At 28.4% G+C, this 24,085-nt stretch carries 18 protein-coding genes and 1 pseudogene; 4 read left to right on the top strand and 15 right to left on the bottom strand.

Annotation, left to right across the window (positions count from 1 at the left end):
* Window positions 1-212: 212 nt before the first annotated feature.
* From B2694_RS13635 to B2694_RS13655, 5 genes are all read right to left on the bottom strand, one after another.
* The gene (locus B2694_RS13635) at window positions 213-854 is read right to left on the bottom strand and encodes a lactate utilization protein (protein WP_346849203.1); all 642 of its coding nucleotides are present in this window, start codon (window positions 852-854) and stop codon (window positions 213-215) included.
* A 124-nt stretch (window positions 855-978) separates the two neighbouring features.
* Window positions 979-1,476 carry an SEC-C metal-binding domain-containing protein gene (locus B2694_RS13640; protein WP_150844347.1) on the bottom strand — a complete coding sequence of 166 codons (498 nt, stop codon included), beginning with the start codon at window positions 1,474-1,476 and terminating at the stop codon, window positions 979-981.
* A gap of 83 nt (window positions 1,477-1,559) precedes the next feature.
* Complete coding sequence (locus tag B2694_RS13645; RefSeq protein WP_346886217.1) at window positions 1,560-2,150, bottom strand: GerMN domain-containing protein; 591 nt, start codon at window positions 2,148-2,150, stop codon at window positions 1,560-1,562.
* 141 nt (window positions 2,151-2,291) lie between these two features.
* Entirely contained in the window at window positions 2,292-3,077 is a 786-nt protein-coding gene (locus B2694_RS13650) for an MBL fold metallo-hydrolase (protein WP_346886218.1), read from the bottom strand.
* 40 nt (window positions 3,078-3,117) lie between these two features.
* Window positions 3,118-4,374: a UDP-N-acetylglucosamine 1-carboxyvinyltransferase gene (locus B2694_RS13655; RefSeq protein ID WP_346886219.1), complete on the bottom strand. Its 1,257-nt coding sequence runs from the start codon at window positions 4,372-4,374 to the stop codon at window positions 3,118-3,120.
* A 340-nt stretch (window positions 4,375-4,714) separates the two neighbouring features.
* On the opposite strand from B2694_RS13655, the gene B2694_RS13660 reads away from it, so the two are divergent.
* From B2694_RS13660 to B2694_RS13675, 4 genes are all read left to right on the top strand, one after another.
* A complete protein-coding gene (locus B2694_RS13660; protein WP_346886220.1) occupies window positions 4,715-5,263 on the top strand; it encodes a hypothetical protein in 549 nt (182 codons plus the stop codon).
* Between the two features lie 133 nt (window positions 5,264-5,396).
* Window positions 5,397-5,828 carry a DMT family transporter gene (locus B2694_RS13665; RefSeq protein WP_346886221.1) on the top strand — a complete coding sequence of 144 codons (432 nt, stop codon included), beginning with the start codon at window positions 5,397-5,399 and terminating at the stop codon, window positions 5,826-5,828.
* 111 nt (window positions 5,829-5,939) lie between these two features.
* Window positions 5,940-6,830 carry a selenium metabolism-associated LysR family transcriptional regulator gene (locus B2694_RS13670; protein WP_346886222.1) on the top strand — a complete coding sequence of 297 codons (891 nt, stop codon included), beginning with the start codon at window positions 5,940-5,942 and terminating at the stop codon, window positions 6,828-6,830.
* Window positions 6,831-6,974: 144 nt separating this feature from the next.
* Window positions 6,975-8,246: a S8 family serine peptidase gene (locus B2694_RS13675; RefSeq protein WP_346886223.1), complete on the top strand. Its 1,272-nt coding sequence runs from the start codon at window positions 6,975-6,977 to the stop codon at window positions 8,244-8,246.
* Between the two features lie 32 nt (window positions 8,247-8,278).
* Here the strand turns inward: B2694_RS13675 and B2694_RS13680 are convergent.
* The 10 genes and pseudogenes from B2694_RS13680 to fabZ form a co-directional block, all read right to left on the bottom strand.
* Window positions 8,279-8,791 (bottom strand): annotated as a pseudogene (locus B2694_RS13680) (nicotinamide-nucleotide amidohydrolase family protein); the annotation flags it as partial.
* Window positions 8,792-8,853: 62 nt separating this feature from the next.
* Window positions 8,854-11,781 (bottom strand): insulinase family protein, encoded by a 2,928-nt coding sequence (locus B2694_RS13685; protein ID WP_346886224.1) that lies wholly within the window; start codon window positions 11,779-11,781, stop codon window positions 8,854-8,856.
* Window positions 11,782-12,050: 269 nt separating this feature from the next.
* On the bottom strand, window positions 12,051-17,441 hold the full coding sequence (locus tag B2694_RS13690) for a diguanylate cyclase (RefSeq protein WP_346886225.1): 5,391 nt from the start codon (window positions 17,439-17,441) through the stop codon (window positions 12,051-12,053).
* A 211-nt stretch (window positions 17,442-17,652) separates the two neighbouring features.
* Window positions 17,653-18,519 carry a type I methionyl aminopeptidase gene (gene map / locus B2694_RS13695; protein WP_346886226.1) on the bottom strand — a complete coding sequence of 289 codons (867 nt, stop codon included), beginning with the start codon at window positions 18,517-18,519 and terminating at the stop codon, window positions 17,653-17,655.
* Window positions 18,520-18,696: 177 nt separating this feature from the next.
* Window positions 18,697-19,344 carry an amidase domain-containing protein gene (locus tag B2694_RS13700; RefSeq protein ID WP_346886227.1) on the bottom strand — a complete coding sequence of 216 codons (648 nt, stop codon included), beginning with the start codon at window positions 19,342-19,344 and terminating at the stop codon, window positions 18,697-18,699.
* Between the two features lie 87 nt (window positions 19,345-19,431).
* A complete protein-coding gene (locus tag B2694_RS13705) occupies window positions 19,432-20,307 on the bottom strand; it encodes a DegV family protein (RefSeq protein ID WP_346886228.1) in 876 nt (291 codons plus the stop codon).
* A gap of 240 nt (window positions 20,308-20,547) precedes the next feature.
* Window positions 20,548-21,354 carry an acetyl-CoA carboxylase carboxyltransferase subunit alpha gene (locus B2694_RS13710; RefSeq protein WP_035134571.1) on the bottom strand — a complete coding sequence of 269 codons (807 nt, stop codon included), beginning with the start codon at window positions 21,352-21,354 and terminating at the stop codon, window positions 20,548-20,550.
* 30 nt (window positions 21,355-21,384) lie between these two features.
* Complete coding sequence (accD, locus tag B2694_RS13715) at window positions 21,385-22,251, bottom strand: acetyl-CoA carboxylase, carboxyltransferase subunit beta (protein ID WP_346886229.1); 867 nt, start codon at window positions 22,249-22,251, stop codon at window positions 21,385-21,387.
* 24 nt (window positions 22,252-22,275) lie between these two features.
* Window positions 22,276-23,625, bottom strand: a complete 1,350-nt coding sequence (locus tag B2694_RS13720) for an acetyl-CoA carboxylase biotin carboxylase subunit (protein WP_346886230.1) — start codon at window positions 23,623-23,625, stop codon at window positions 22,276-22,278.
* A 19-nt stretch (window positions 23,626-23,644) separates the two neighbouring features.
* A complete protein-coding gene (gene fabZ / locus B2694_RS13725) occupies window positions 23,645-24,073 on the bottom strand; it encodes a 3-hydroxyacyl-ACP dehydratase FabZ (protein WP_414632735.1) in 429 nt (142 codons plus the stop codon).
* Window positions 24,074-24,085: the final 12 nt, after the last annotated feature.

Raw genomic sequence — 24,085 nt, forward strand, 5'->3', positions numbered from 1 at the left:
TTGTTATTTAACAATCATTATCTAATAATATTTTACCTCAAATATCATTTTATTCAACCATGCTATTAGTATATATAGATGGATAAGCTTTCATTCTCTTAACTTTTCTTTAATTTTCATTATTTTTCATATAGTTATAAAAAAGTGCTTTAGCAAAATATTTTAGACTAACTTATTTTGCCAAAGCACTTACTCTAATATTCGTATTTTAATTAATATCCTAATTCCTCATTCAAGAAAATTACATGTATCCTATCCTTATTTCCCTGTCTTCTTATTATAGTATATTCATTGCAAATTCTATCTTCACTTGAACAATCCATACAATGGCCTACCTTTACACAAGGAGTAACTTTATTTAATCTTTTGCAGTTTGCAGGTGCTGATACTCTTTCATTTCTCTTAATGGCTTCTTCAATATTCTCTACAATCTTATTTATTCCTGCTATGATTATTACTTTATCTGGACCATATAACATAGCTGCTACCCTATTTCCATTGCCATCTACATTGTATAGCTCTCCTTTTTCTGTAATTGCATTAGTACTAGTAAAATATACGTCAGCAGAGAAAGTGTTTCTATATAATTTCTTCAAATCATCCTTACTTAACCCATCCTCATATCTGTCTAGGAAATTATATTTTCCACTTCTTAAATAATCAATAACTCCAGTTTCAAATAGGCTCATTGAACCACCACAACTTACTGTATCACCATCATTGGTAAGTTCATTAATTTTCTCAATGAGTTCTTCATGACTATTTACTAAATAGCCATTCATACCATTCTTTTTAAGTGAATTAATTGTACTATTAACCCTACTTTCCTTTAGCCATTTCATATTTTTATCCATAAACAATCCCCCTGTAAATTTATCATATAATTAATTATATCATAGCCATATATAGAATATCTTACAATAATACATATATAAAAAACCCTAATGAATAAAAAATTCACTAGGGGTAATGTTTATATTATTTTCCGCAACATTTCTTGTACTTTTTACCACTTCCACAAGGACATGCATCATTTCTACCAATTTTAACTTCATTTATTACTGTTTTTGATTCTCTCCAAGTTTTTTGTATCTCTTTTCTTTTTTCTGGTGAGAATATTCTATCCCATTGTGATAATGTATAAAGATAGTCTGCTTTAGAATCAAGCATATTGAAGTATAGTTTTTCATAATCTATTTTGAAGCTAACTTCTGAATCACTTTCTATAGCTTCAAGATCTAATTCTTTATCTATACTTTCATTTATTCCATCTAAGAATCCCATAAAGTAAATTTCATTAACGTCAAATTCTTTAACTAGTTCAGAGAACTTTCCACTAATAACACCGCCATCAATTGCTAAGGCTTTTGTATATATTGATTTTTCAACCTTTGCATACTCTTTCCAAAATGCAGGTTCTCCATTTTCCTTTACATACTCTACAACATAATTTGTCCAATTGCTATATATGCTCATGTTATTTTCTCCTTCTTTATAACAAAATTTGTTTATCTATTTTATTAATTATAATAAATTTTTATTTGTCTTTCAATAATATCTTATTTTGGTATTTTTAAAGTAATTATTTCATCCTTAGTAAATGGTTTTGATATATTGTAGTTTCCACCTAAACTTTCAACACCTTGATTATTTACTGTAATCATTATTTTACTCACAGATTTCAACTGACTCAAAGAGTTTGACATAGACTTAAGTATTGTTACTTCTTGAACTTCAGACATTTCAAACATAGCTTCTGGGCTTAAATTAATATTTGCTATGCCATCCTTAATTGAAAAACTTAAGAGTCTTGTTTCCTTTGGTAAAATAGGCTTGCTTTTTTCACTAACTTTAGCTGGCCCTTTGATGAGTTCTTGCATGATCATCTCACCTATTAAATCTTCACTATTAATTAGTCTTTCTTCCTTTATAAGCTCAGATTTTTCAGCATCTCCTCCAAAATATAGAGTTATATCAATATAGCCATCATCCTCTGTAGCTCCTTTAGTATTTTCAAGTTTCTCTTTACTTATTATACTTGCCTTATCTTTCTTTATACTCATCGTTTTTGTAAGGTAAATTCCGCCTACAACTAGTGCTATTACAACTACTGTTATTGTTAATACTAAACTAAAGGTCTTCTTTTTCATTCTACACCTCCTATTACTAACCAAACTTTTTATCCGATAACTACCCACTCTCGTACTACCATCTTCTTCAAAGTTGGAGTAAAGAGTGCCTATGTCCCTGGATAACGATTTCTAGAGCTTCAAAGAAGCTAAGAACTCTGTTTATATTTCTGATAATATACTATGCCTATCTCTATTGCACATTTTTAATTCTATATCTTTTTCTACGCTAATATTGTTTTCCCTTAATACACTTGCTACAGTTTCATAAGCAAGCTCCGGATAATTATTTGTTTTACTTAGATGCCCTAAGTATATAGTTTTATGATTTCCTTTTAAAATATCTACTATAGCTTTACCACAATCTTCATTGGATAAATGTCCTTTTGCACTTAGTATTCTTTGCTTTAATGGATATGGATATGGTCCAAATTTAACCATTTCTATATCATGATTACTCTCTATTAAAATCATATCACTATCTTCTAGTGCCATTTTTACTTCTATAGAAAAGTGACCTAAATCAGTAGCTATACAACATGATTTTTTAGAGCCATGTACTCTATAACCTCTAGGGCATACTGCATCGTGAGGTATAGGAAAATTCTCTATGGTCAAATCATTAATTTCAGTAAACTTACCATCAATTATTTTTATATTTTTCTCCTTAATACTTCCAATTTTCCCATCCATGGCTTCCCAGGTGAGACTTGGTGCATATATAGGAATATCGTATTTCCTTGAAAATACTCCGGCCCCTTTAATGTGATCTGAATGTTCATGAGTAATAAATATACCATCTATAGAATTAGGATTTATACCTATGTCCCCTAATTCTTTATCGATAGCCTTACCTGGCATTCCTACATCCACTAGAATGTTACTATTGTTTTCTGATACAAATATACTATTCCCACTGCTACCACTAAATAATGGGCAAAATTTCATAATTATCTCCTCAATCTAGTATCTAAAATACATATAAAACTTATATTTTTACTCTTCTAATATCTGCACCTAAAGCTTTAAATTTTTCTTCTATATACAAATATCCTCTATCTATATGCTCAATGCCTTCAACTTCAGTTTTTCCTTGGGCTGAAAGACCTGCAATAACTAAAGCTGCACCTGCTCTTAAATCTGTAGCTTTAACATTAGCTCCAGATAAATTTTTAACTCCATCTATTATAGCTATTCTACCTTCTATTTTAACATTTGCACCCATCTTCTTTAACTCATCTATATGCTTAAATCTTGATTCATATATACTTTCATTTACAATGCTTCTTCCTTGAGCCATAGTTAAAAGAGTACTCATTGGCTGTTGTACATCTGTTGGAAATCCTGGATATGGTAAAGTCTTTATATTTACACCTTTAAGGTTATTTCCACTTCTAACTATAACTTTATCCTCATCTTCTATAACTTCTACACCCATTTCCAAAAGCTTTGCTGAAATAGATTCTAAGTGTTTTGGTATTACATTATTTAATGTAACATCTCCACCACAAGCTGCTGTTGCTATCATAAAGGTTCCAGCTTCAATTTGATCTGGTATAACTGAATAATTACATCCTGAAAGTTCCTCTACTCCAGTAATCTTTATTACATCAGTTCCAGCACCTTTTACATTTGCCCCCATAGTATTTAAGAAGTTGGCCACGTCTACTACATGTGGTTCTTTTGCTGCATTCTCTAAAACTGTAGTTCCTTCCGCAAGAACCGCTGCAAGCATGATATTTATAGTAGCACCTACGCTAACTACATCAAAATATATAGTTGTTCCAACTAATTTTTCTGCAACCAGATTTACTGCACCATGTTCTATGGTAACTGTAGCTCCTAAGGCTTCAAATCCTTTGATATGCTGATCTATTGGTCTATCTCCAATAGGGCAACCCCCTGGAAGTTCTACTCTAGCTTTTTTAAATCTAGATAATAATGATCCTAATAAGTAATAAGATGCTCTCATATTCCTTACTTCTGGGATTGTAGCATTGGTTGTTACTATATTTGTGCTATCAATTTTTATTGAATTACAACTTGATTCTACCTTACATCCTAAATATTCTAAAATAATTTCTAAACAATTTATATCTTCTATATTAGGAACATTCTCTATTGTACAAACTCCCTTAGATGCTAAAATTGCTGCTGGTAAAATTGCTACAGCTGCATTTTTTGCGCCATTAATATTTACATTTCCAAATAATGGATTGCCTCCATTTATAACTAATTTTTCCATACAGGTATCATCCTCACTATTTATATAATGTCCATACTTTACATATGTTAACTTAAATCCATGTCTATCTATATCTATGTCAATTAAACCTAATTTTTAAATGTTAAAATCTCATAATTATAATTATATCACAATGTTCGTATATTTTAATAAAAATTTTTAATTTATAAGTGTAATTTTTAATTTTTATTTTTATATACATATAAAAGTAAAAATATAATTAACTATATATGTCTATTATAACCTATTATTATATGTTATAATACTGTTAATTGTAGCGTTAAAGTATTTTATAATGATATAATACTTTATAATAAAAATCTACATTCGGGAGGAAAAAATGAAATATTATTTAGTTGCATTGGTGGATGATAAATCTGTTGATGACATTATATATATCCAAAAATTTTTAAATAAGAAATATAAGTTGTATAAAAACATATCTAATTTGTACATTCCTCTAGGTTCTGTCTCTAATACAGAGCTTGATAAATTAGATGAGATAATCTCAAAAATTTTATCTCCTTATAAAAAATTTAAAGTTGGAATTGATAATGACATTTTCATTAACGATACATCTAATACTGTAAACTTAAAAGTTAAAGATAAAGGATACATAAACAAGATATCTAGAAGCATGTTTGACATGTTTAATACTCATGGTATAAGTGTTAAGGATTTCTCAACACTATCCTATTTTAACATGCCTATTTCTAATGCTAATAACGCAATTAGAAAGGCTTATTCAAATAATTTATTTACCTTAGATGAAAATAAAGATAAAACTGATTTGTTTAATTTTACTAAGATAAATAAAATCGAGATTTGGAAACAACTTAACAATAGAAGGGATACCTTAGTTAAAAGTTATGATTTAAAAGAGTTTTAATATTAAAAACAATTTCTTTTCTATGATTTTAACTTTATAATTAATAAAATTAAGCGAATATATACCCCTTAAATTTTAAATAATTATATCCATATTAGGGTAAGCTATCTTTAAAAGGATGGTGAAAGTTTTTATGTTGGGTATAATTTTCTCAATAATTGCAGGGGTAACTATGAGTGTTCAAGGTGTATTTAATACAAAACTCTCAAAAAAAATTGGACTATGGGAGACCACAGTATTAACCCAAGCTATTGCACTTATAACTGCCCTAATAGTGTTATTCTTTGCAGGTGACGGTACCTTTAGAAATTTAAAAGATGCTAACAAACTTTACCTTTTGGCCGGAGTATTGGGTGCTGTTATTACGTTTACAGTAATTAAGGGCATGTCTAGTCTTGGTCCGGCTATAGCTGTAGCAACTATTCTTATTGCCCAACTTATTGCAGCTGCACTTATCAATCATTTTGGTTGGTTTGGCTCTACTGAAGCTGGATATGGAATACGAGAATGCATCGGTGTTGTCATAATGATAGCTGGAATTATAGTTTTTAAATGGAAAGGATAGCTTCTATCTTTTCTATTTTTTCGTAAGGAGTTTTAACTGTTCTCAAATAGAAATCTTTTTTCATATAAATCGAATTATTAAATCTTAAATTATTATACAAGGAGGTAGACTATGGATTTTAAACAATTAGAAGCATTTATTACAGTGTCTAAACTTAGAAGTTTTTCTAAGGCTGCAAATGCTATTTACCTATCTCAACCTACTATAAGTTCTCATATTTCTAGTTTAGAAAAAGAACTTAATATTCAATTATTTGATAGAACATCTAAGGAAGTTAATCTTACACCTGTAGGAGAATCTTTTCTACAATATGCTAATGATATTATAAATTTAAGGAATAATGCTATTACCGATCTATCTAATTTCAATAATAATATTACTGGTGTCTTAAACATTGCTGCTAGCACTACGCCATGCAATTCCTTACTCCCTACTCTTGTTTCAACCTTTAGTGAACTCTACTCAAATGTTAAATTTAACATTAAAGAACAAGGTTCTGTATCTATAATTAAAGATATTATAGATCTTAAATGTGAAATTGGTTTAGTTGGTACAATCATAGATAATTCAAAAATAAATAGTTATAAGATAATGGAAGATGAACTTGTTATTGTTTCTAATCCAAAATTAAATTTACCTGAAACTATTTCTATTGATGATTTAATAAAATATCCTTTTATAATAAGAGAAAAAGAATCTGCCACTCGACATACTTTAGAATCTCAGCTTCATGCTAACAAAATAGATCCTAAGAAATTAAAAGTTCTTTGTGAGGTAAATAGTGTACATGCTCAACTTAAACTTATTAATCTAGGATTAGGAATCTCTATAATTAGTAAAAGCCTATGTGATGATGGCTTGATTAGTGGTAACATGCGTATAAGTCGAGTAGAAAATGTAGACTTAAGAAGAGATCTTTTCTTAATAGTAAGTTCTAAAAGAACTCTTACTCCTATTGCAAGAGCATTTTTCTCTATGTGTAAGAACATATATAATTTATAATAAAATTTACAAAGCTTTAAAAGCTAAGATTAGAATATAAAAATTCTTAATCTTAGCTTTTATTTTTACAATAAATAAAAGCTTTAACAAATACTCCTAGTTTACATATACTAATAAGTGTAATAAGTATATAAGGAGTATTTTATGCTTTTTAATAAAAAACTTGATCCAACTCTTAAAAATATGATGGATAATGATATTTATAATAGATATAGAATAATAATTAAATATGGTAGCATTAAAAATTCAATAGAGAAAAACATTAAATCCTCAAAAGGTGAAGTCTTGTATAATATTAAATCCTTGCATTGTTTATGTGTTCTTGCTACCAAAAGAGCTATTAAAAGAATTATAGAGCTTCCGGAAGTCAAATATATATGCATTGACGACATAGCATTTTTATGCAACAAAAATATCCTTCATGCCAATGGAATTTTTTTAGACAATAAAAGATTTGAAGTGTTAAAAAATAAAGAGGTTTCCGGTAAAGGCATAGGTATTGGTATTATTGATAGCGGCGTGTATCCACATATAGATATATCTACCCCATCAAATAAAGTAAAAAAATTTATTGATATAATTAATGGTTCAACATACCCTTATGATGACAATGGTCATGGGACTTTTATTTCTGGATTAATATGTGGAGAAGGTACAAATAAAAAAGTAAAACAACATGGCATTGCTGTTGATAGCCATTTAGTTATGGTAAAAGCCTTTAATAAACTTGGTAAAGGGTATATTTCAGCTACTTTATTTGCTTTGGAATGTTTATATAATAGTATTGATGAATTTAATATAAAAATAGTATGTGCACCTTTTGAAATAACTACTTTAAATAAGTTTATTTTATCTCTATATGATAAAATTTTTACTATACTTAGAAATAAAAACATAATAATAGTTGTACCTGCTGGTAATAATGAAGATAAAGAAGATACTATAAAAGGTATTGCTCTATCTGATAAAGTGCTTACAATAGGTGGAATAGATACAAATTCTACTTATAAAATAAGTGATTATTCCTGTTGCGGCTCTAATAAAATATTAAAAAAACCTGATTTTGTTGCTGCCAGTGATGATATTATATCTTTAAACACTGACTGTAATTATATATCTGAGAGAGATGGTGAAAAAATATATCCCCCACCTCTTACTTCCCCTTATACTATTCGTAGTGGAACCTCTATATCCTGTGCTTTTATAGCAGGTATCTGTGCACTATTATTTGAAATAAACAACGAGTTTACCTTTGATGATATATATACTTTATTGAGAATAAATTCAACCTTGATAAATGATAAAAAATATAAACAAGGTAATGGATATATAAATATTAACAACTTAATTGGTACTGATTTGTCTTCTATTTTAATTAATAAGGATAATAAAAATAAGCATAAACATAAAAAGTAAAGCACCTTCATTTACATGGGTGCTTTACTTTTTTATATTAATTTATCATTTAATAATTCATTTCTTAACATATCTAAAATATTTATAGTAGATTTTTCTCTTATTTCTTGCCTATCTCCAGAAAGGTTTAATTCTTTTGTCGTAACCTTGCCTTTATAATATAATCCTATATATACTCTTCCTACTGGTTTCTCAGCAGTTCCTCCACCTGGACCTGCTACTCCTGTAGTTGATATTCCTATATCAGCTCCTGAAGTCTTCGCTATTCCTTCAGCCATTTGAGCTGCTACCTGATGGCTAACAGCTCCAAATTTCTCAAGAGTTTCTCTTTTTACATTAATTCTATTGATTTTGGCTTCATTACTATAGGTTACTACTCCTTCAAGTAAACTTTTTGATATACCAGGATAGTTAATTAATCTTGCTACAACCATTCCTCCTGTACATGATTCTGCAGTAGCAATAGTTAAACCCTTATTAACTAGCATTTCTCCTATTGCATCTTCTAGAGCGATCTCTCCTTCTCCATATATACTATCATTTATCATAGTTAATATTAATCAGAATTCATAAGTAAATTATAACTTCTGATTAAATTTCTCCCCCCTTAGTTAAACACATTTTCTAAGTTTTTAAATACATCTTTATTTTCTTTAATCTTACCATCATTACCAAGAACCACTATATAATTCATCTTCATAACATCTGCTACTAATTTTGAGAAGTTATTAATATCCTTAACTGTAGTAGATAACACTTCTTTTCTTTCCTGCTGTCTATCCGCCTTAGATATTCTTCTTATATGATAGCTAACTGCTGCATCTCCTGCCATGGACGGAGTTAATTGCATATCTAATTCACTTATAGTTCCTATAATGTATTTTAGCATCTCTCTATCTGTAGTTGTAAAATTATCCAAGTATTTAGCTGCATTATCATAAGTCTTTAAGGTCTCTTTTATATTAGGGTCTCTATAACTAGCAAACATAAAATTACCACTTCTCACTATATTAGCAAAAGCTCCATAAGCTCCACCCTGTACTCTAACTTTATTCCATAGATAATCCATGCCAATTATAGTTTTTAGCACTAATAACTTTCCTGTGTATTCATATCCTAATTTTTTATAGTTATATCCCTTTGCCACATATTGAACATTAGATGGAGTAAGCATTCCTTCATTTTTGTTTTCTTCATGGAAGCTATACTTATTAATTTGTACTTCTTCATCAGATAATACTTCTAATATCTCTGAAATATTCTTCTTTACAGCAGTAACTTCTTCATCTTTACCAGTTACTGCTACTATTAAGCTATTTTTATTAAATACCTTATTCATTATAGCTTGAAATTTGAAAATAACAGTATTTATTCTATCATCAAAGTTATTTTCTATCTCCTTTAAGAATTTATAGTACTCATATCCTGAAGTTTTTTCTATATATTCATAAGCAGGAGAGAAATAAGCTCCTAATCTTGTAGTTGCAACTTGATGTCCTCTATCCATAAGCTTCATTTCTATTCTTGATATTAAAACTCTTATAAGTTCTCTTATTCTCTTTTTATCTTCAAAAGATGTATTCTTAATTATATCTGCCAATATTTCTAAAGCTCTTGGCACTCTATCTACTACTACACTACAATGTCCTTCAAGGTAAGTACTATATCTAAGGACATCTTTACTATCACCATATACTTCATTTTTAAAATATATTCCACCTGTATTAATTAGTATTTCATTAGATAAATCCACATAACTATAGGTTTTAGTATTAATTTTTCCTAATAGTGTGGTTAATAGACTTAGATAAGAAATATCCTCTTGTGCTATGGTTCTACTATCAAACATAAAATCTAAGTAAGCTATTTTACTTGTAAATACATCATGATGAAGTAGCTTCACTCCATAAGCATCCTCTTCTATAACATCTAATTCTTCAACTTTCTCATCTATATCATCTATTGATAATACTGGTATTGTTTCTAATATTTCTTCTGGATCAGGAGTATTTTGTCTATTTATTAAAGACTTTGTTTCATTAATTATGTCTTGTATTTCCTCAACAGATAGATTTTCTTTATATTCCATTAATCCAGTTCTTAATTTCTTATCCTTTTCATCTGCTAACCCTCTTTTAGGCGTTAACACTATTAATGAGCTATGATTATTGTTTAATATATATTTTTCAATTAATTGTTCAAAATAATTTGAAGTTAGTGCTTTCTTTATTTTTTCCATATTTTTTTCATATTTTAAGTGAATTAACGGATCTCCATCATGTAGCCAGCTATCCATAGCTGTCATATAATAGAATAAACCTTTAGGCATTCCCTGAAAATCTGCTTCTCTTAATTTAAATTCTGTAATGTTTATGCATGCTTCTATTAGTTTTTTATCAATTCCATTTTTAACTAAAGATTTTAATGTATCAAATACTACATTCTTAAATTTTTCTTTTTTATTTGCGTCACTATTTTTAAGTACTATACTAAATACCGGTTGTAAAATTCCATTATCAAAACTTCCATATACATCCTTTCCTAGGTTAGCATCAAGGATTGCTTGTTTTAATGGAGCTCCTTGAGTTTCTAATAAAATATATTCTAAAACACTTAGACTAATATATAATTCATCATTAGTACATTCTCCAGTAACAAAGTTTAATGCCATGAAAGTTTTTTCATCTTCATTATCTTCATTAGAAATAGAGTACTCTGTTACAACCTCTTTCATTTCTTTAAAAGGCTTTTCTTGTAATATTTCAGCATCAATATCCTTTTTTTCAAAATTGTTTAAGTAATTGTCATTAATAAATGCTAATCTTTCATCTAAGTTTCCATCTCCATATAAGAATATATAGCTGTTAGACGGATGGTAGTACTTACTATGAAATCCTAAAAACTCCTCTTCAGTTAAATCTGGTATAAATTCTGGATCTCCACCTGATTCATATCCATAGGTATTATGTTCAAATAAAGATTTTTGAATTCCTCTCATTAACACTCCATCTGGTGATGAAAAGGCTCCTTTCATTTCATTATAAACTACACCCTTATAAGTTAGCTCATCTTCAGCATTTTCTAATTCATAATGCCAACCTTCTTGCATTAAAATTTCCTTTGTATTATATATATTAGGATAAAACACTGCATCTAAATATACATCCATTAAATTAAAAAAGTCCTTTTCATTTTTACTTGCTAGTGGATATATAGTTTTATCACTAAAGGTCATAGCATTTAGAAATGTGTTTAATGATCCTTTTATAAGTTCTACAAAGGGTTCTTTTGTAGGAAATTTGCGTGAACCACATAATACACTATGCTCTAATATATGAGCAACTCCAGTATCATCGCTTGGTGGTGTTTTAAACCCTATTGCAAATACTTTGTTAGAATCATCATTTTCCAGATGTAATAATTTTGCCCCCGTTTTTTCATGTATAAAAACTCTAGCTATAGAATTTATTTCTTCAACCTTTTCTTCTCTATGTAACTTAAATCCATGATATATTTTTCCTAAATTATAATTCATCTTTCTCCTCCTGCTATTTTATTATTTTATCTTTTAATAGTACTACTATTATTTATCTCCCAAACTTTAATATTCATTATTATATTTTAATATAAATTTTAAATAACTTATAAGTACCTTTCCCTATGGAAAAGCTCTATAACTCCTACTTAAATTATATCTTATATATACTATATATAAAAATATATACTTTTAAGTTTTTATTAATTATCTATTTATGATAAAAGGTATGAAACTAGTTCTCTAATTTCATACCTATAAATTTAATATTATTGATATTCTTTTAGGATTGGAACAATTATTTTACCTAAAGTATTAATAAAATTTAATTCATCATAAGTAAACTCCTTATGATTAATTGATGCTGTTAAGTATATTACTCCAATTATATTTATTTTGTCTTTTAATAAAACTATAATATTAGATTTTAAATCAGGAATGTTTTTAATTTCATCATATTCATCTATGCAATCCCAATCTACTCCACAAATATTCTCTCCTGAATTTATTGTAGCCTTAATCTTATTGTATTTACGTATTTCATCAAATTCATCCCATGTTTCATCTATAATTTTAGAGTATCTATTGACTAATTCCCCTTGTTTTATGGTAAACAATGTACATGAATCTGCTTCAACAATTTCTGTAATTCTATTAATTGTAATGGCAATTTTTTCATCTATATTTCCCTCTGAATTAATCAAATCTATGAATTCAATTAAAGTTGAGACATTCTTATAGTCTTGATTTTCACTACCTACAAATATACCACTTAATTTATTTGTAGTGCTTATTTTGGAACCATAGGATTCTTCCCATACTCTAGTAGCATTACGGCCACTATTTTTAGCTGCATATAAAGCTTGGTCTGTTTTTTCAATAAGCTCTTCATAGGTAGTCGTATGATTAGGATAATTAGCCACGCCTAAACTTACCGTTACTACTCTTTTATCTCCCATAACTTTTGCCTGATAAATTTTCACTCTAATTCTTTCAGCTATACTCTTAGCTTCCTCTATACCTGTATTAGGTAATACTATAATAAATTCTTCTCCACCATATCTTCCTACTGCATCATCTTGCCTAATATTTTTTATAATTACTTCACATATCTTACTTAACACTTGGTCGCCCATTCTATGTCCAAAGGTATCATTAATGGTTTTAAATTTATCTATATCTACCATTATAGTTGAAAATTCAGAGTTAAAATTAAAAGATCTGTCTATCTGTTCATGAATAAATGATTCTAAATACCTTCTTGTTAATGTGTTAGTCAACTTGTCTATAGTAGAATTTCTTTTTATATTAAGTTTATCAATTATCATATACAAGATTTTACCTATAGTTACACACTGGTGCATTGTCTCCTCATTTATGTTATTTAATTTCCTTTTACTTTCCACATATACATATCCTAACACATCATGATTATAATCATATTTACTCATACCTCTACTGTTTTTAGAAATTTGAGTTATTGGTATACACATAGCTGCTTTTATATCATTTTCGATATCATAACTTAGTATATTCCCATTGGCATCACAAATAACTTTTCTACTTAACCTAATAGGTATTCCCTTATTTCTAGCTATGTTAACTATAGACATATCATTTGGGAGTTCTACATCATTTCCATCACTTGACACTACAGAAAATCTATTATTATTCTCTATTATTATATTAGTTTTCGTTGCTAAACTAATATAACTTATATATTTGCATATGATGTCCATACTTTCTTGACTATTTCCACATAAGTTATTTAGTAAGTCCTCAATACTGTCAATATCTGTAAGATAATCCTTAGATGAATCCTTTAAGGATTTTATAAATTCTTCATTTACAAAATCACTCTCTAATATAATTTGAAATAAATCTTCAATATTTTCTGTTGTATTAATATTTATTTGGTCTAACTTTATTCCTTTTCTTTGATTATAGTAACTTTTTATTTGTAATAGTATTCGAAAGCAATCCACCATGTTTCCTTGATTCTGTAAAAAAGATTTTCTATAGTTCTTAGGAATTTGCAATAATATATCCTGTATTATATCACAGGCTTCTGAAATATATAATGCCGCCTTAGCCCTATCTCCATTCTCATAATAGGTATATCCTATTTTATAATATATTTTCCAGGATAAATTAGAATTTTTAATATCCTTATATTGAGCTAATGCCTCTTCTAAGGCATCTATAGGCATACATTTATCTATAACAGCTTCAATATATATTAAAGTCAATTTATTAAGATCAGACTTTATTTCATGTTCAAACTTTTTAATGTAATAAAATATTTCTGTAGCTACACTATTTAAGTCTTGATTTAAAAGTTGTAAAACTCCATCTGATAACATTGACACCCTTAAATCTACATATAATATCTTTTCACTAGCTTCAATTACATCTTCTATACTTTTCATTTTTCTCTCTAAAAGTATCTTGTTTATAATACAAAGTAGCTCCATTTTATATTTCATTAAAGAATTCGTATTATCAAAGGCCTTTTTACCTTCTAATAAATAATCCATAGCTTTTTGTCTATTACCAATTAAGGAATTTATATAATATTCCAATATATAGTATGGAACTAATTCTTGCTCAAAAATTGAATTTCTTTCTATATATTTGTTGCATATATCTATATATCTAAAACATTCAGAATACTTTCCTTGTTTATATAATGTAGATGCCATATATACATAATTATAAAAATTCATATATATTAATTCATTTTGAGTAGCTATATTAGAGGCGTTATTTAAACACCTATATGCTTCATCATAATTTACTAAAACATAACTAAAAAATCCCATATTAGATAAAGCTATTACTTCATAAAACTTATTTTGTTCAATCTTACTTATTTCATAAAGCCTATCAAACCACCTCAGTGCTTCATCACCATATTGATAATAATCACCATATATAACTCCAATGCTATTATATATTCTAGGTAGTGCCTTAGTATAGTTCTTTTCATAACATTCAGTAACTGTTCCTTTTAATATCTTTAAAGCTTCTTCTTCCTTACATTGGGCAATTAGTGCATTACAATAGCTATTATAGAAACCAACTTTATAATCTATATGCTCTTCTTTACAAAGTCTTATTCCTTCCATGCATACATCTTTAATCTTCTCATACTCTCCAGTATTGTATGAGTTTCTCACTATTATTCTTAAGTATTCTATAGTGCCTTTTAAATAATCTACATTTTCTAATGATTTTGATATCTCCTTAGTGTAGTACTCAATCTCTTCTTCCATACACAAATCTATGTATATCCAGATCATTTCTACCATGATATCTATATTAGTAATTATCTTATCTTGAAACTTACATAGTTCTTGAGCTTTAATATAATATTCTAATGCCACACTTTTTTCAGATATACTATTGTATAACTTACCTAAATTCATGTTAGTTTCTATTTCATCATTAATAAATTCATCTCTATTTTCAAACTTATCAATGATTTGAAGAATCTTAAAGCCATATCTTATAGCTTCATTTACACTATTCATATTCTCTAATCTCTGCTCATTTTTCTTATAGTAGTATATAAGTTTTCTACTAAGCCCTAAAATCTCAAGATGATAGATAAGTTCCTCTATATAGATATTTAATTCATCATAGCAATACCTTTCAAGTACTACTACAATTTTCCTGTGAATATCTTCTTTTGTAGATTGCTCCAAATCCCTATATAGATAACTTCTTAAAAATTTATTATAAAAGGTATACACAAATCCATTATCGCCTATGGAACTATATAATATACCCTTAGCTACCAACTGATCAACTACATTATCTACATCACTTTCATTTGTTGTAAGTACATCTTTTAATACTCTTACTGGCATTGGTGTATAAAAGAATGAAATTATATATAAAATTTCATAGGATAGTTTGTCTACATCTTTTAATTGGATTTCACAGACCTTTTCCATATTCATTGGCATATACATATCATGGTTATCAGGCTTATACCATCTACCATTTTCTTCGTTTAAATATATGATTTCTCTATTACATAAATCCTTTAAGGACTCTTCAATGAATAATGGATTTCCCATTGAATATTTGTAAAATGTACTTATAAATTCATCGGATATCTTCTCAACATTTAATATATTTCTTAACATCTTTGCAGAATTGCTCTCCGTTAATGATCTAAGGTGAACATTTAGCGCAACTTTGTCTGCAATGTATTCAATAAACTGTGTAAAATTATTGTTATTAAGGCAATCACCATCCCTATATCCAATAATAATAAGCACATTAGTCCTAAAATAGGTTTTGTTCAACATATATTGAATTAAATTTAGTGTTAATGTATCATACATATTCATATCATCTATAATAATTACCCCTGGATTATCATAGTAATACTCTTGTAAAAATGATGATATCTTAGCTATAAGTATAAGTCTTTCTTTATTTTCTAGTTTAAAATATCCCAAATTTTCATTATTATTATCTCCATAAATGTCTGGATCTAGTAGCATTATTTCTTTCTTATATTTGCTAATTAAATTTTTATCTGCAATACTCACTATTTTTCTTAATAACTGTGCAATAGTAACCTTTGTAGATTTTTCTTTATTACTTCTCATATAAAAACATCTAAGTCTTTTATTTTCTTTAACATTCATAATGTATTTTATGTGTTTTAATAACCGAGTCTTACCTATTCCAATTTCACCATGAATTAATATAATATTTTTAGTTTCATGATATTTAACTATATGATTTATGGACTCCATAATCATTTTTAGCTCTTCATCTCTACCTATTAATGGGATATTAAAATTTAATTCTCTTTTTTCACTATTAACTTCATATTTAAAGTTCATGTTATATATGGAATTAACTTGTTTAATAATATCAAAAATACTATTTATTGAGTTATCTCTACTACATAGTTTATCTATTAAATTATATAGTTTTACTCCAAACAACTCTTTATATTCTTGTCCTTCATTACTTTCCATGTTTTTTGTAATTATTTTACAAGTTTTAGAATCTCTATATCTTCCTTTATTTTTTAATGAAATATTAATTAATATTTCACATAATCTATTTATATAGTATCTTTCTTCTTTAAATTTATTAGAAATAACCTCTTCTATGTCTTCTGAATAACTAGCTATGCCTGTTTCTCTTGATTGTAAAAGTGTGGTTAATTTATCTTTTAATTTAACTTTAAAATCTAAACTTACATATATATTGTCATCACTAAATGGAACTACTTTCATATAATTATAACTTTGATTATGCGCTACTACACATATTTCTAAAAATACTTTAATTAATATTTCTTCAGAAATGCCTTCTACAGCATCTAGCAATAACTTATAATCACTATATACTTCTGTAGTGTAATAATAATTATCCATCTTATCTTTGTTATCTACACTGTTTACTACACCAAAATCTAAAATTCTTATAACATCATTTTTTATAGTGGGTATTTTTTCATATTCAGATATACAATAATTAATTATTTTATTTTCTATATTAGAATTATTTACAACATAAATGTTTACCATAGACATGTTATTATTTATGTCTATGGCTTCATATACAGAATAAATTCTATTTTGGTTTAATAATTCCACTATTTTATATCTTTCATTAATTATTTTCATATTTAGTACCTACCTAATTAAAATATTATTAAGTTTAATGTAGATTATTGTTAAATAACTCCCAACTATCCATCTTTATTACATATTATACCATACAGCATCATAATGATGTACTTATACATTTTCTTAATGACAAAATAATTTCTTGTATTTTTAGACAAATATCTTCAATTTAATATTAAATTTTAATCCTATTGTATACAAATATAAATTAAGTTAATATTTCATAACCATCTTCAGTAACCAGTATGGTGTGTTCCCACTGAGCAGATAACTTATTATCTTCTGTAACGGCAGTCCAGTTGTCATCTAACACAACAGTTTCCGGTACCCCTTCATTTATCATTGGTTCTACTGTAAATGTCATTCCTGGTAGGAGAATCATCCCTTCGCCTTTTTGTCCTATATGAGGTACAAAAGGTTCTTCATGAAATTCATTACCTACACCATGACCACCATAATCATAAACTACAGAATATCCTTTGCTAGTTGCAAGCTGATTTATAGCAAATCCTATGTCTCCTAAAGTATTAAAAGGTTTTATTTGCTCTATTCCTACCTTTAAGCACTCTTTAGCAGTTTGTACCAAATCTTTTGCTTTATCACTAACGTTTCCCATGAGAAATGTTCTATTTGAATCACCATAATAACCATCTAGAATACAAGTTACATCAACATTAACTATATCACCATCTTTTATTATAGTTTCTTCGTCTGGTATACCATGACAAACCACACTATTTATAGATACACAGGTGCTCTTAGGAAAACCATGATATCCCAAAGGTGCTGGATATGCTCCATGGGATACTGTATATTCATGGACCCACCTATTTACTTCTTCTGTAGATATTCCTACTGTTATTTTTTCTTCTACCATATCTAGTATCTCTTTAGTTAGAGCACAACTTTTTCTTATTCCATCTATATCCTTTTGAGATTTTATAATTTCTCTTGGTATTTTATATCCATACTGTTCACTTAACTTTTCTAAATACTTATCTTGCTCCATATGACACTTTTTATATTTTAATCCACTTCCACACCAACAACTATCATTTCTATTTAATTTATCCATATTAACCTCCATCATAATTAACCTATTACATTCATATATAAATCTATTACGAAATTATTCTATTTTATATACTATATGTTTTACTTCTATTATACCACTTATTCCTTCTTACCATATTTTAATAGTATATAATGATAAAAAAGTTTTGTAGAAATACATCTACAAAACTTTAAACAATTAAAAGTGATAAATATAAATATATCTTCCCTTTTTGTTCTTTAATAATTTTAAGTATTCGTATAAAGATACATGCTTTCTATTCAATGAATGCTGAGCTATAAATAAGTCATTTCTATTTAATGCTACATTAAACTCTTTAGCATGTACTACTTGAGAATGATATATTTTTTTGTTACTGTCTGCATATTGTATAACATCACCTATCATAATATAAGTATATAGTTCATCAAACTTAGCTATTGCTTCTTCTACTGTTAACTCCTTAAATTCATCTGCCATATTATTTCCTTGGCCATCTTTATTTCCCCAATATTTTCTAAAGTATTCCGCACTTCTCCATGTCAGGGAAACTTTCTTTAAAGCCATTGGATCTTTAGTATAACAAAACCAATCTGTAAACTTTCTATAATCTGACCCCTTCATTTTCATTCCGCCTGCTACTAAAACTTGACTTATAAAATTAGTACAGTCATTATCCTTAAATACAGGGTATTCTTTTACATTGGGAGTCTCCGCATAAGCTTCAGCATAAGCCTTTGCTCTCGCTCTATTATATACATAGTTTTTTCTATTGATTATCTCATCTTTAAGTTGGGATTTCCTTTTAATCCTTTTGATTATTTTAAGTAATCTTATACTCTTCATAATCAACCTCCCATCTTAAATATTAAAGCTAATTAGGTTGTAATTTAAACTCTATAATACTTATATACTCACAATCTACTGATTTGTTTACTCTTCTCTGCCATTACCAACAAAAAATAGTGCTAATAATCCTGCTCCAGTATGACTACCTATAGTCGGTCCTAAATTATTAATTATACACTCCTTAACTCTTCCACTTTTTCTACAGAATTCTTCTAACAACTTTGCATCTTCTAAACAATCTCCATGAGAAATAGTTATTAGTTGTTCTTCTCCGATGCTTCTTTCCTCAAATTTTTTTACAAGCTCTAGCATAGCCTTTTTTCTACCTCTAACCTTACTAAGAGGTATTAGTTTCCCCTCATTATTCATATGAAGTACCGGTTTTACACTAAGTAAAGTTCCCACCGTTGCAGCAGAACTTGATACTCTTCCACCTCTTTTTAAATGCTTTAAATCATCTACTGTAAAGTAATGATTTATTTTTAGTTTTATTCCTTCCACAAACTCAACTATTTCTTCTTTTGATTTATTTTTTTTCATCATATCATAAACCTTATATACTAATAATCCTATTCCCATACTAGCAGATAATGTATCTATTATAGTTATATCACAATCTGGATATTCTTCTTTCACACTTAAAGACGCATTTATTGCATTATTTACAGTTCCTGATAACCCTGAAGATAGTCCTATATAAATAATTGTTTTTCCTTCTTTTACTATATTTTTAAAAGCTTCTTCAAATTTATATACATTAATCTGGGATGTAGTATACATATCTCCAGCTCTTAAACCATCATAAAACTCTTTAATATCCAAAGTCTGACCAAAATAATCCTCTATATCTCGGCCTTTGAAATTACACCCAATAGGTAGACCTACTATGTTAGGTTGATTTATAAATTCAATAGGTAAATCGCTACCAGAATCAACTACTAAAACTACTTTATTATTCATATATCATATTCCTCTCATTTATAAATTTATATAGCTTTTACTACATTCATTTTATATACTTAATTTTAATTATGGTCTCTTCTATATTATAATAGCTAGTTCAATTATTCATTTAATTATATATTAACAAAATAAAATAAGACCAATTATTATTAGTATTATAATCATTTTACTATAAGTTAAAACAATTTACATCAATACTATATTATAATTAGTCATATATTACCATATTTTATTAGTTTATTCTATATATTTACCTAATTTTCTAAACTTATAGTATCTCTTAGTCAATAAAGAGTCTACAGGTTCTTTACTTAATCTTTCTAATACTTCTTTTAAATTTGCTTTTATACTTAAAATCATTTTATTTGAATCTTCCTGTGCCCCTCCTTTAGGTTCTTTGATAACCCTATCAATAACTCCTAAACCTAATAAATCTGAAGATGTTATTTTCATTATTTCAGCTGCCTCTTTAGCTTTAGTAACATCTTTATATAAAATAGATGCAAATCCTTCTGGAGATAAAATTGAGTATATAGAATTCTCAAGCATCCATACCTCATCAGCAACAGCAAGAGCTAGTGCTCCTCCACTTCCACCTTCGCCTATAATCATAGAAACTATAGGAACTTTTAAATTACTCATAGTCATAAGGTTTTTAGCAATTGCCTCTCCTATACCGCGCTCTTCTGATTCTATTCCACAAAAGGCACCTGGAGTATCTACAAAAATAATTACAGGTCTTTTAAATTTTTCTGCTTGGAGCATAAGTCTTAATGCTTTTCTATATCCCTCTGGCTTTGGCATTCCAAAATTTCTTTCTATATTTTCTTTAGTACTATTGCCCTTTTGTATTCCAATAACTGTAACACTTTTATTTTCAAATTTAGCAATACCACCTACTATGGCACTATCATCGCCATAGCCTCTATCGCCTTTTAACTCTATAAAATCCTCAAATATACTATTAATATAGTTAAGTGCTGTAGGTCTCTTAATACTACGTGCTATACTTACCTTTTCCCACGAGCTAAACTTGTTATCCATCTACTTCCAACACCTCTATTCCTTGTATCTTCAATTCACATGTATTTTTATAATAGTACTAAGAGTACCCTTCATATCCTTTCTGTGTACAACCTTATCTACATATCCCTTTTCCAAAAGAAATTCCGCTGTCTGAAAATTATCTGGCAGCTTTTGCTTTATTGTTTGCTCAATAACTCTTCGTCCTGCAAATCCAATAAGTGCATTAGGTTCAGCAAGTATTATATCTCCTATCATTGCAAAACTTGCTGTTACACCTCCAGTGGTTGGATCTGTTAGTACAGATATATATAGTAACCCCCTATCACTATGATAGGATAATGCTGCTGACGTTTTGGCCATTTGCATAAGAGAAAATATTCCTTCTTGCATTCTTGCTCCTCCAGAGCAAGTAAATATTACTATCGGAAGTTCCTCCTTTGTTGCTAATTCTATGGCTCGTGTAATCTTCTCTCCAACTACACTTCCCATACTTCCCATAAGAAAATTACTATCCATAACACATATAACTACAGTATTACCATCTATCTTTCCTATACCAGCTATAACAGCTTCCTTCATATTAGTAACTCTTTGTATCTTGCTTACCTTCTCCGTGTATTGTGGAAAATCTAAAGGATTGTCTGAAATCATATCTGCAAATAATTCTTTAAATGTTCCTTCATCAATTGTTTGCTTAATTCTTTCTCTTGCTGTAAGTCTAAAATGTCCTCCACAAGAATAACACACTTTTAAATTATTTACTAAATCTCCTCTATATATGGTATTACCGCATTTAGGACATCTAATCCACATTCCATCAGGTACTTGTGGTCTCTTTTTTATCTCGCCCTCTTTATTGCTCGGTTTTACTTCTATATAAACATTTTTTTTAAATAATGACCTTAAATCTTTCATATAATTACCTCATTTAGATTTAAACTATTTAACTTTATTAAGATATGCTTCTAAGAACCCTGTATCAAAAGTTCCTTCTACAAAACTCTCATTAGTTAAAATATCAAGCTGAAGGTCTATGTTAGTACTAACTCCTTCTATTATGAATTCACTTAATGCTCTTTTCATTTTGCTTATAGCTTCTTCTCTATTTTTACCGTGAACTACAAGTTTACCAATCATTGAATCATAGCAGTGTGGAATTTTATATCCTTGATATACCGCAGAATCTAACCTAATCCCATTTCCACCAGGTACATATAAATTAGTTATTTCACCTGGACAAGGTCTAAAATTTTTATAAGGATCCTCCGCATTTATTCTACACTCAATAGAGTGACCTGTAATTTTTATATCTTCTTGTGAAAAACTTAACTTTTCTCCATAAGCTATCCTAATTTGTTCTTTTATTAAGTCAACTCCTGTTACCATTTCTGTTACAGGATGCTCTACCTGTATTCTAGTGTTCATCTCCATGAAATAGAACTTCTTATGCTTATCTACTAGAAATTCTATCGTTCCAGCATTTACATACCCTATAGATTTAGCTGCTTTAACTGCAGTCTCTCCCATTTTTTTTCTCATACTATCATCTATAAATACTGATGGTGCTTCTTCTAACACCTTTTGATTTTTTCTTTGTATAGAACATTCACGCTCACCTAGATATATTGTATTTCCACAATTATCTGCTATGAGTTGTATTTCTATATGCCTTGGTTTTTCTATAAACTTTTCTATATACATCGAATCATCGTTAAATGAAACTTTTGCTTCTCTCTTTGCTGCATTAAAATCACTTATAAGCTGATTCTCATTATTTACAATCCTAATTCCTTTTCCACCGCCTCCGCTAGAGGCCTTTATCATTACTGGATATCCTATTTCTTTAGCTATTACTATAGCTTCCTCTTCATTATTTATAATTCCCTTTGATCCTGGTACTACTGGTATATTAGCCTTTTCCATAAGTTCTCTGGCTTTTGACTTGTTTCCCATATTGTTTATATTTTCTGCTGTGGGACCTATAAATTTAATATTACACTCTTCACACATCTTGGCAAATCTACTATTTTCAGATAAAAATCCAAACCCTGGATGAATAGCCTCTGCACCTTTTAAAATAGTAGCATTTAATATATTATTTTCATTTAGATAACTATCCTTTGAGGCTGATGGTCCAATACAAACACACTCATCTGCCATTTGTGCATGCAAAGCTTCTCTATCACCTTCAGAATATACAGCTACAGTTTGTATTCCCATTTCTCTACAAGCCCTAATTATTCTAACTGCAATTTCTCCTCTATTAGCAATTAATATCTTTTTAAACATACGGCTACCTCTCTTACTTTTATACTCCTACTGCGAAGGTTAATTCACATTCACAAGCTACTACTCCATCAACTGTGGCAATTCCTTTACCAATACCCATTGGTCCTTTTATCTTTATAATTTCAACTTCTAGTTTTAATCTATCACCAGGTATAACTTTTCTCCTAAACCTAGCATTTTTTATCCCACCGAAGTAGGCTATCTTGCCTCTAAACTTTTCATCATAAAGTAATGCAATGGCACCAACTTGTGCAAGAGCTTCTACTATTATCACTCCAGGTAATACAGGTTCTTGTGGAAAATGACCTTGAAAAAAATATTCATTCATAGTTATATTTTTATATCCTACCGCTTTTTTCATTGGTTCTAAACCTTCTATTTGATCTACAAATAAAAATGGATATCTATGAGGTATTATTTCTTGTATCTCTTTTATATTGAGTTTTATTACATCACTTTC

The organism is Clostridium sp. UBA4395, from assembly GCF_002390995.1.
GTDB lineage: Bacteria > Bacillota > Clostridia > Clostridiales > Clostridiaceae > Clostridium_J > Clostridium_J sulfidigenes.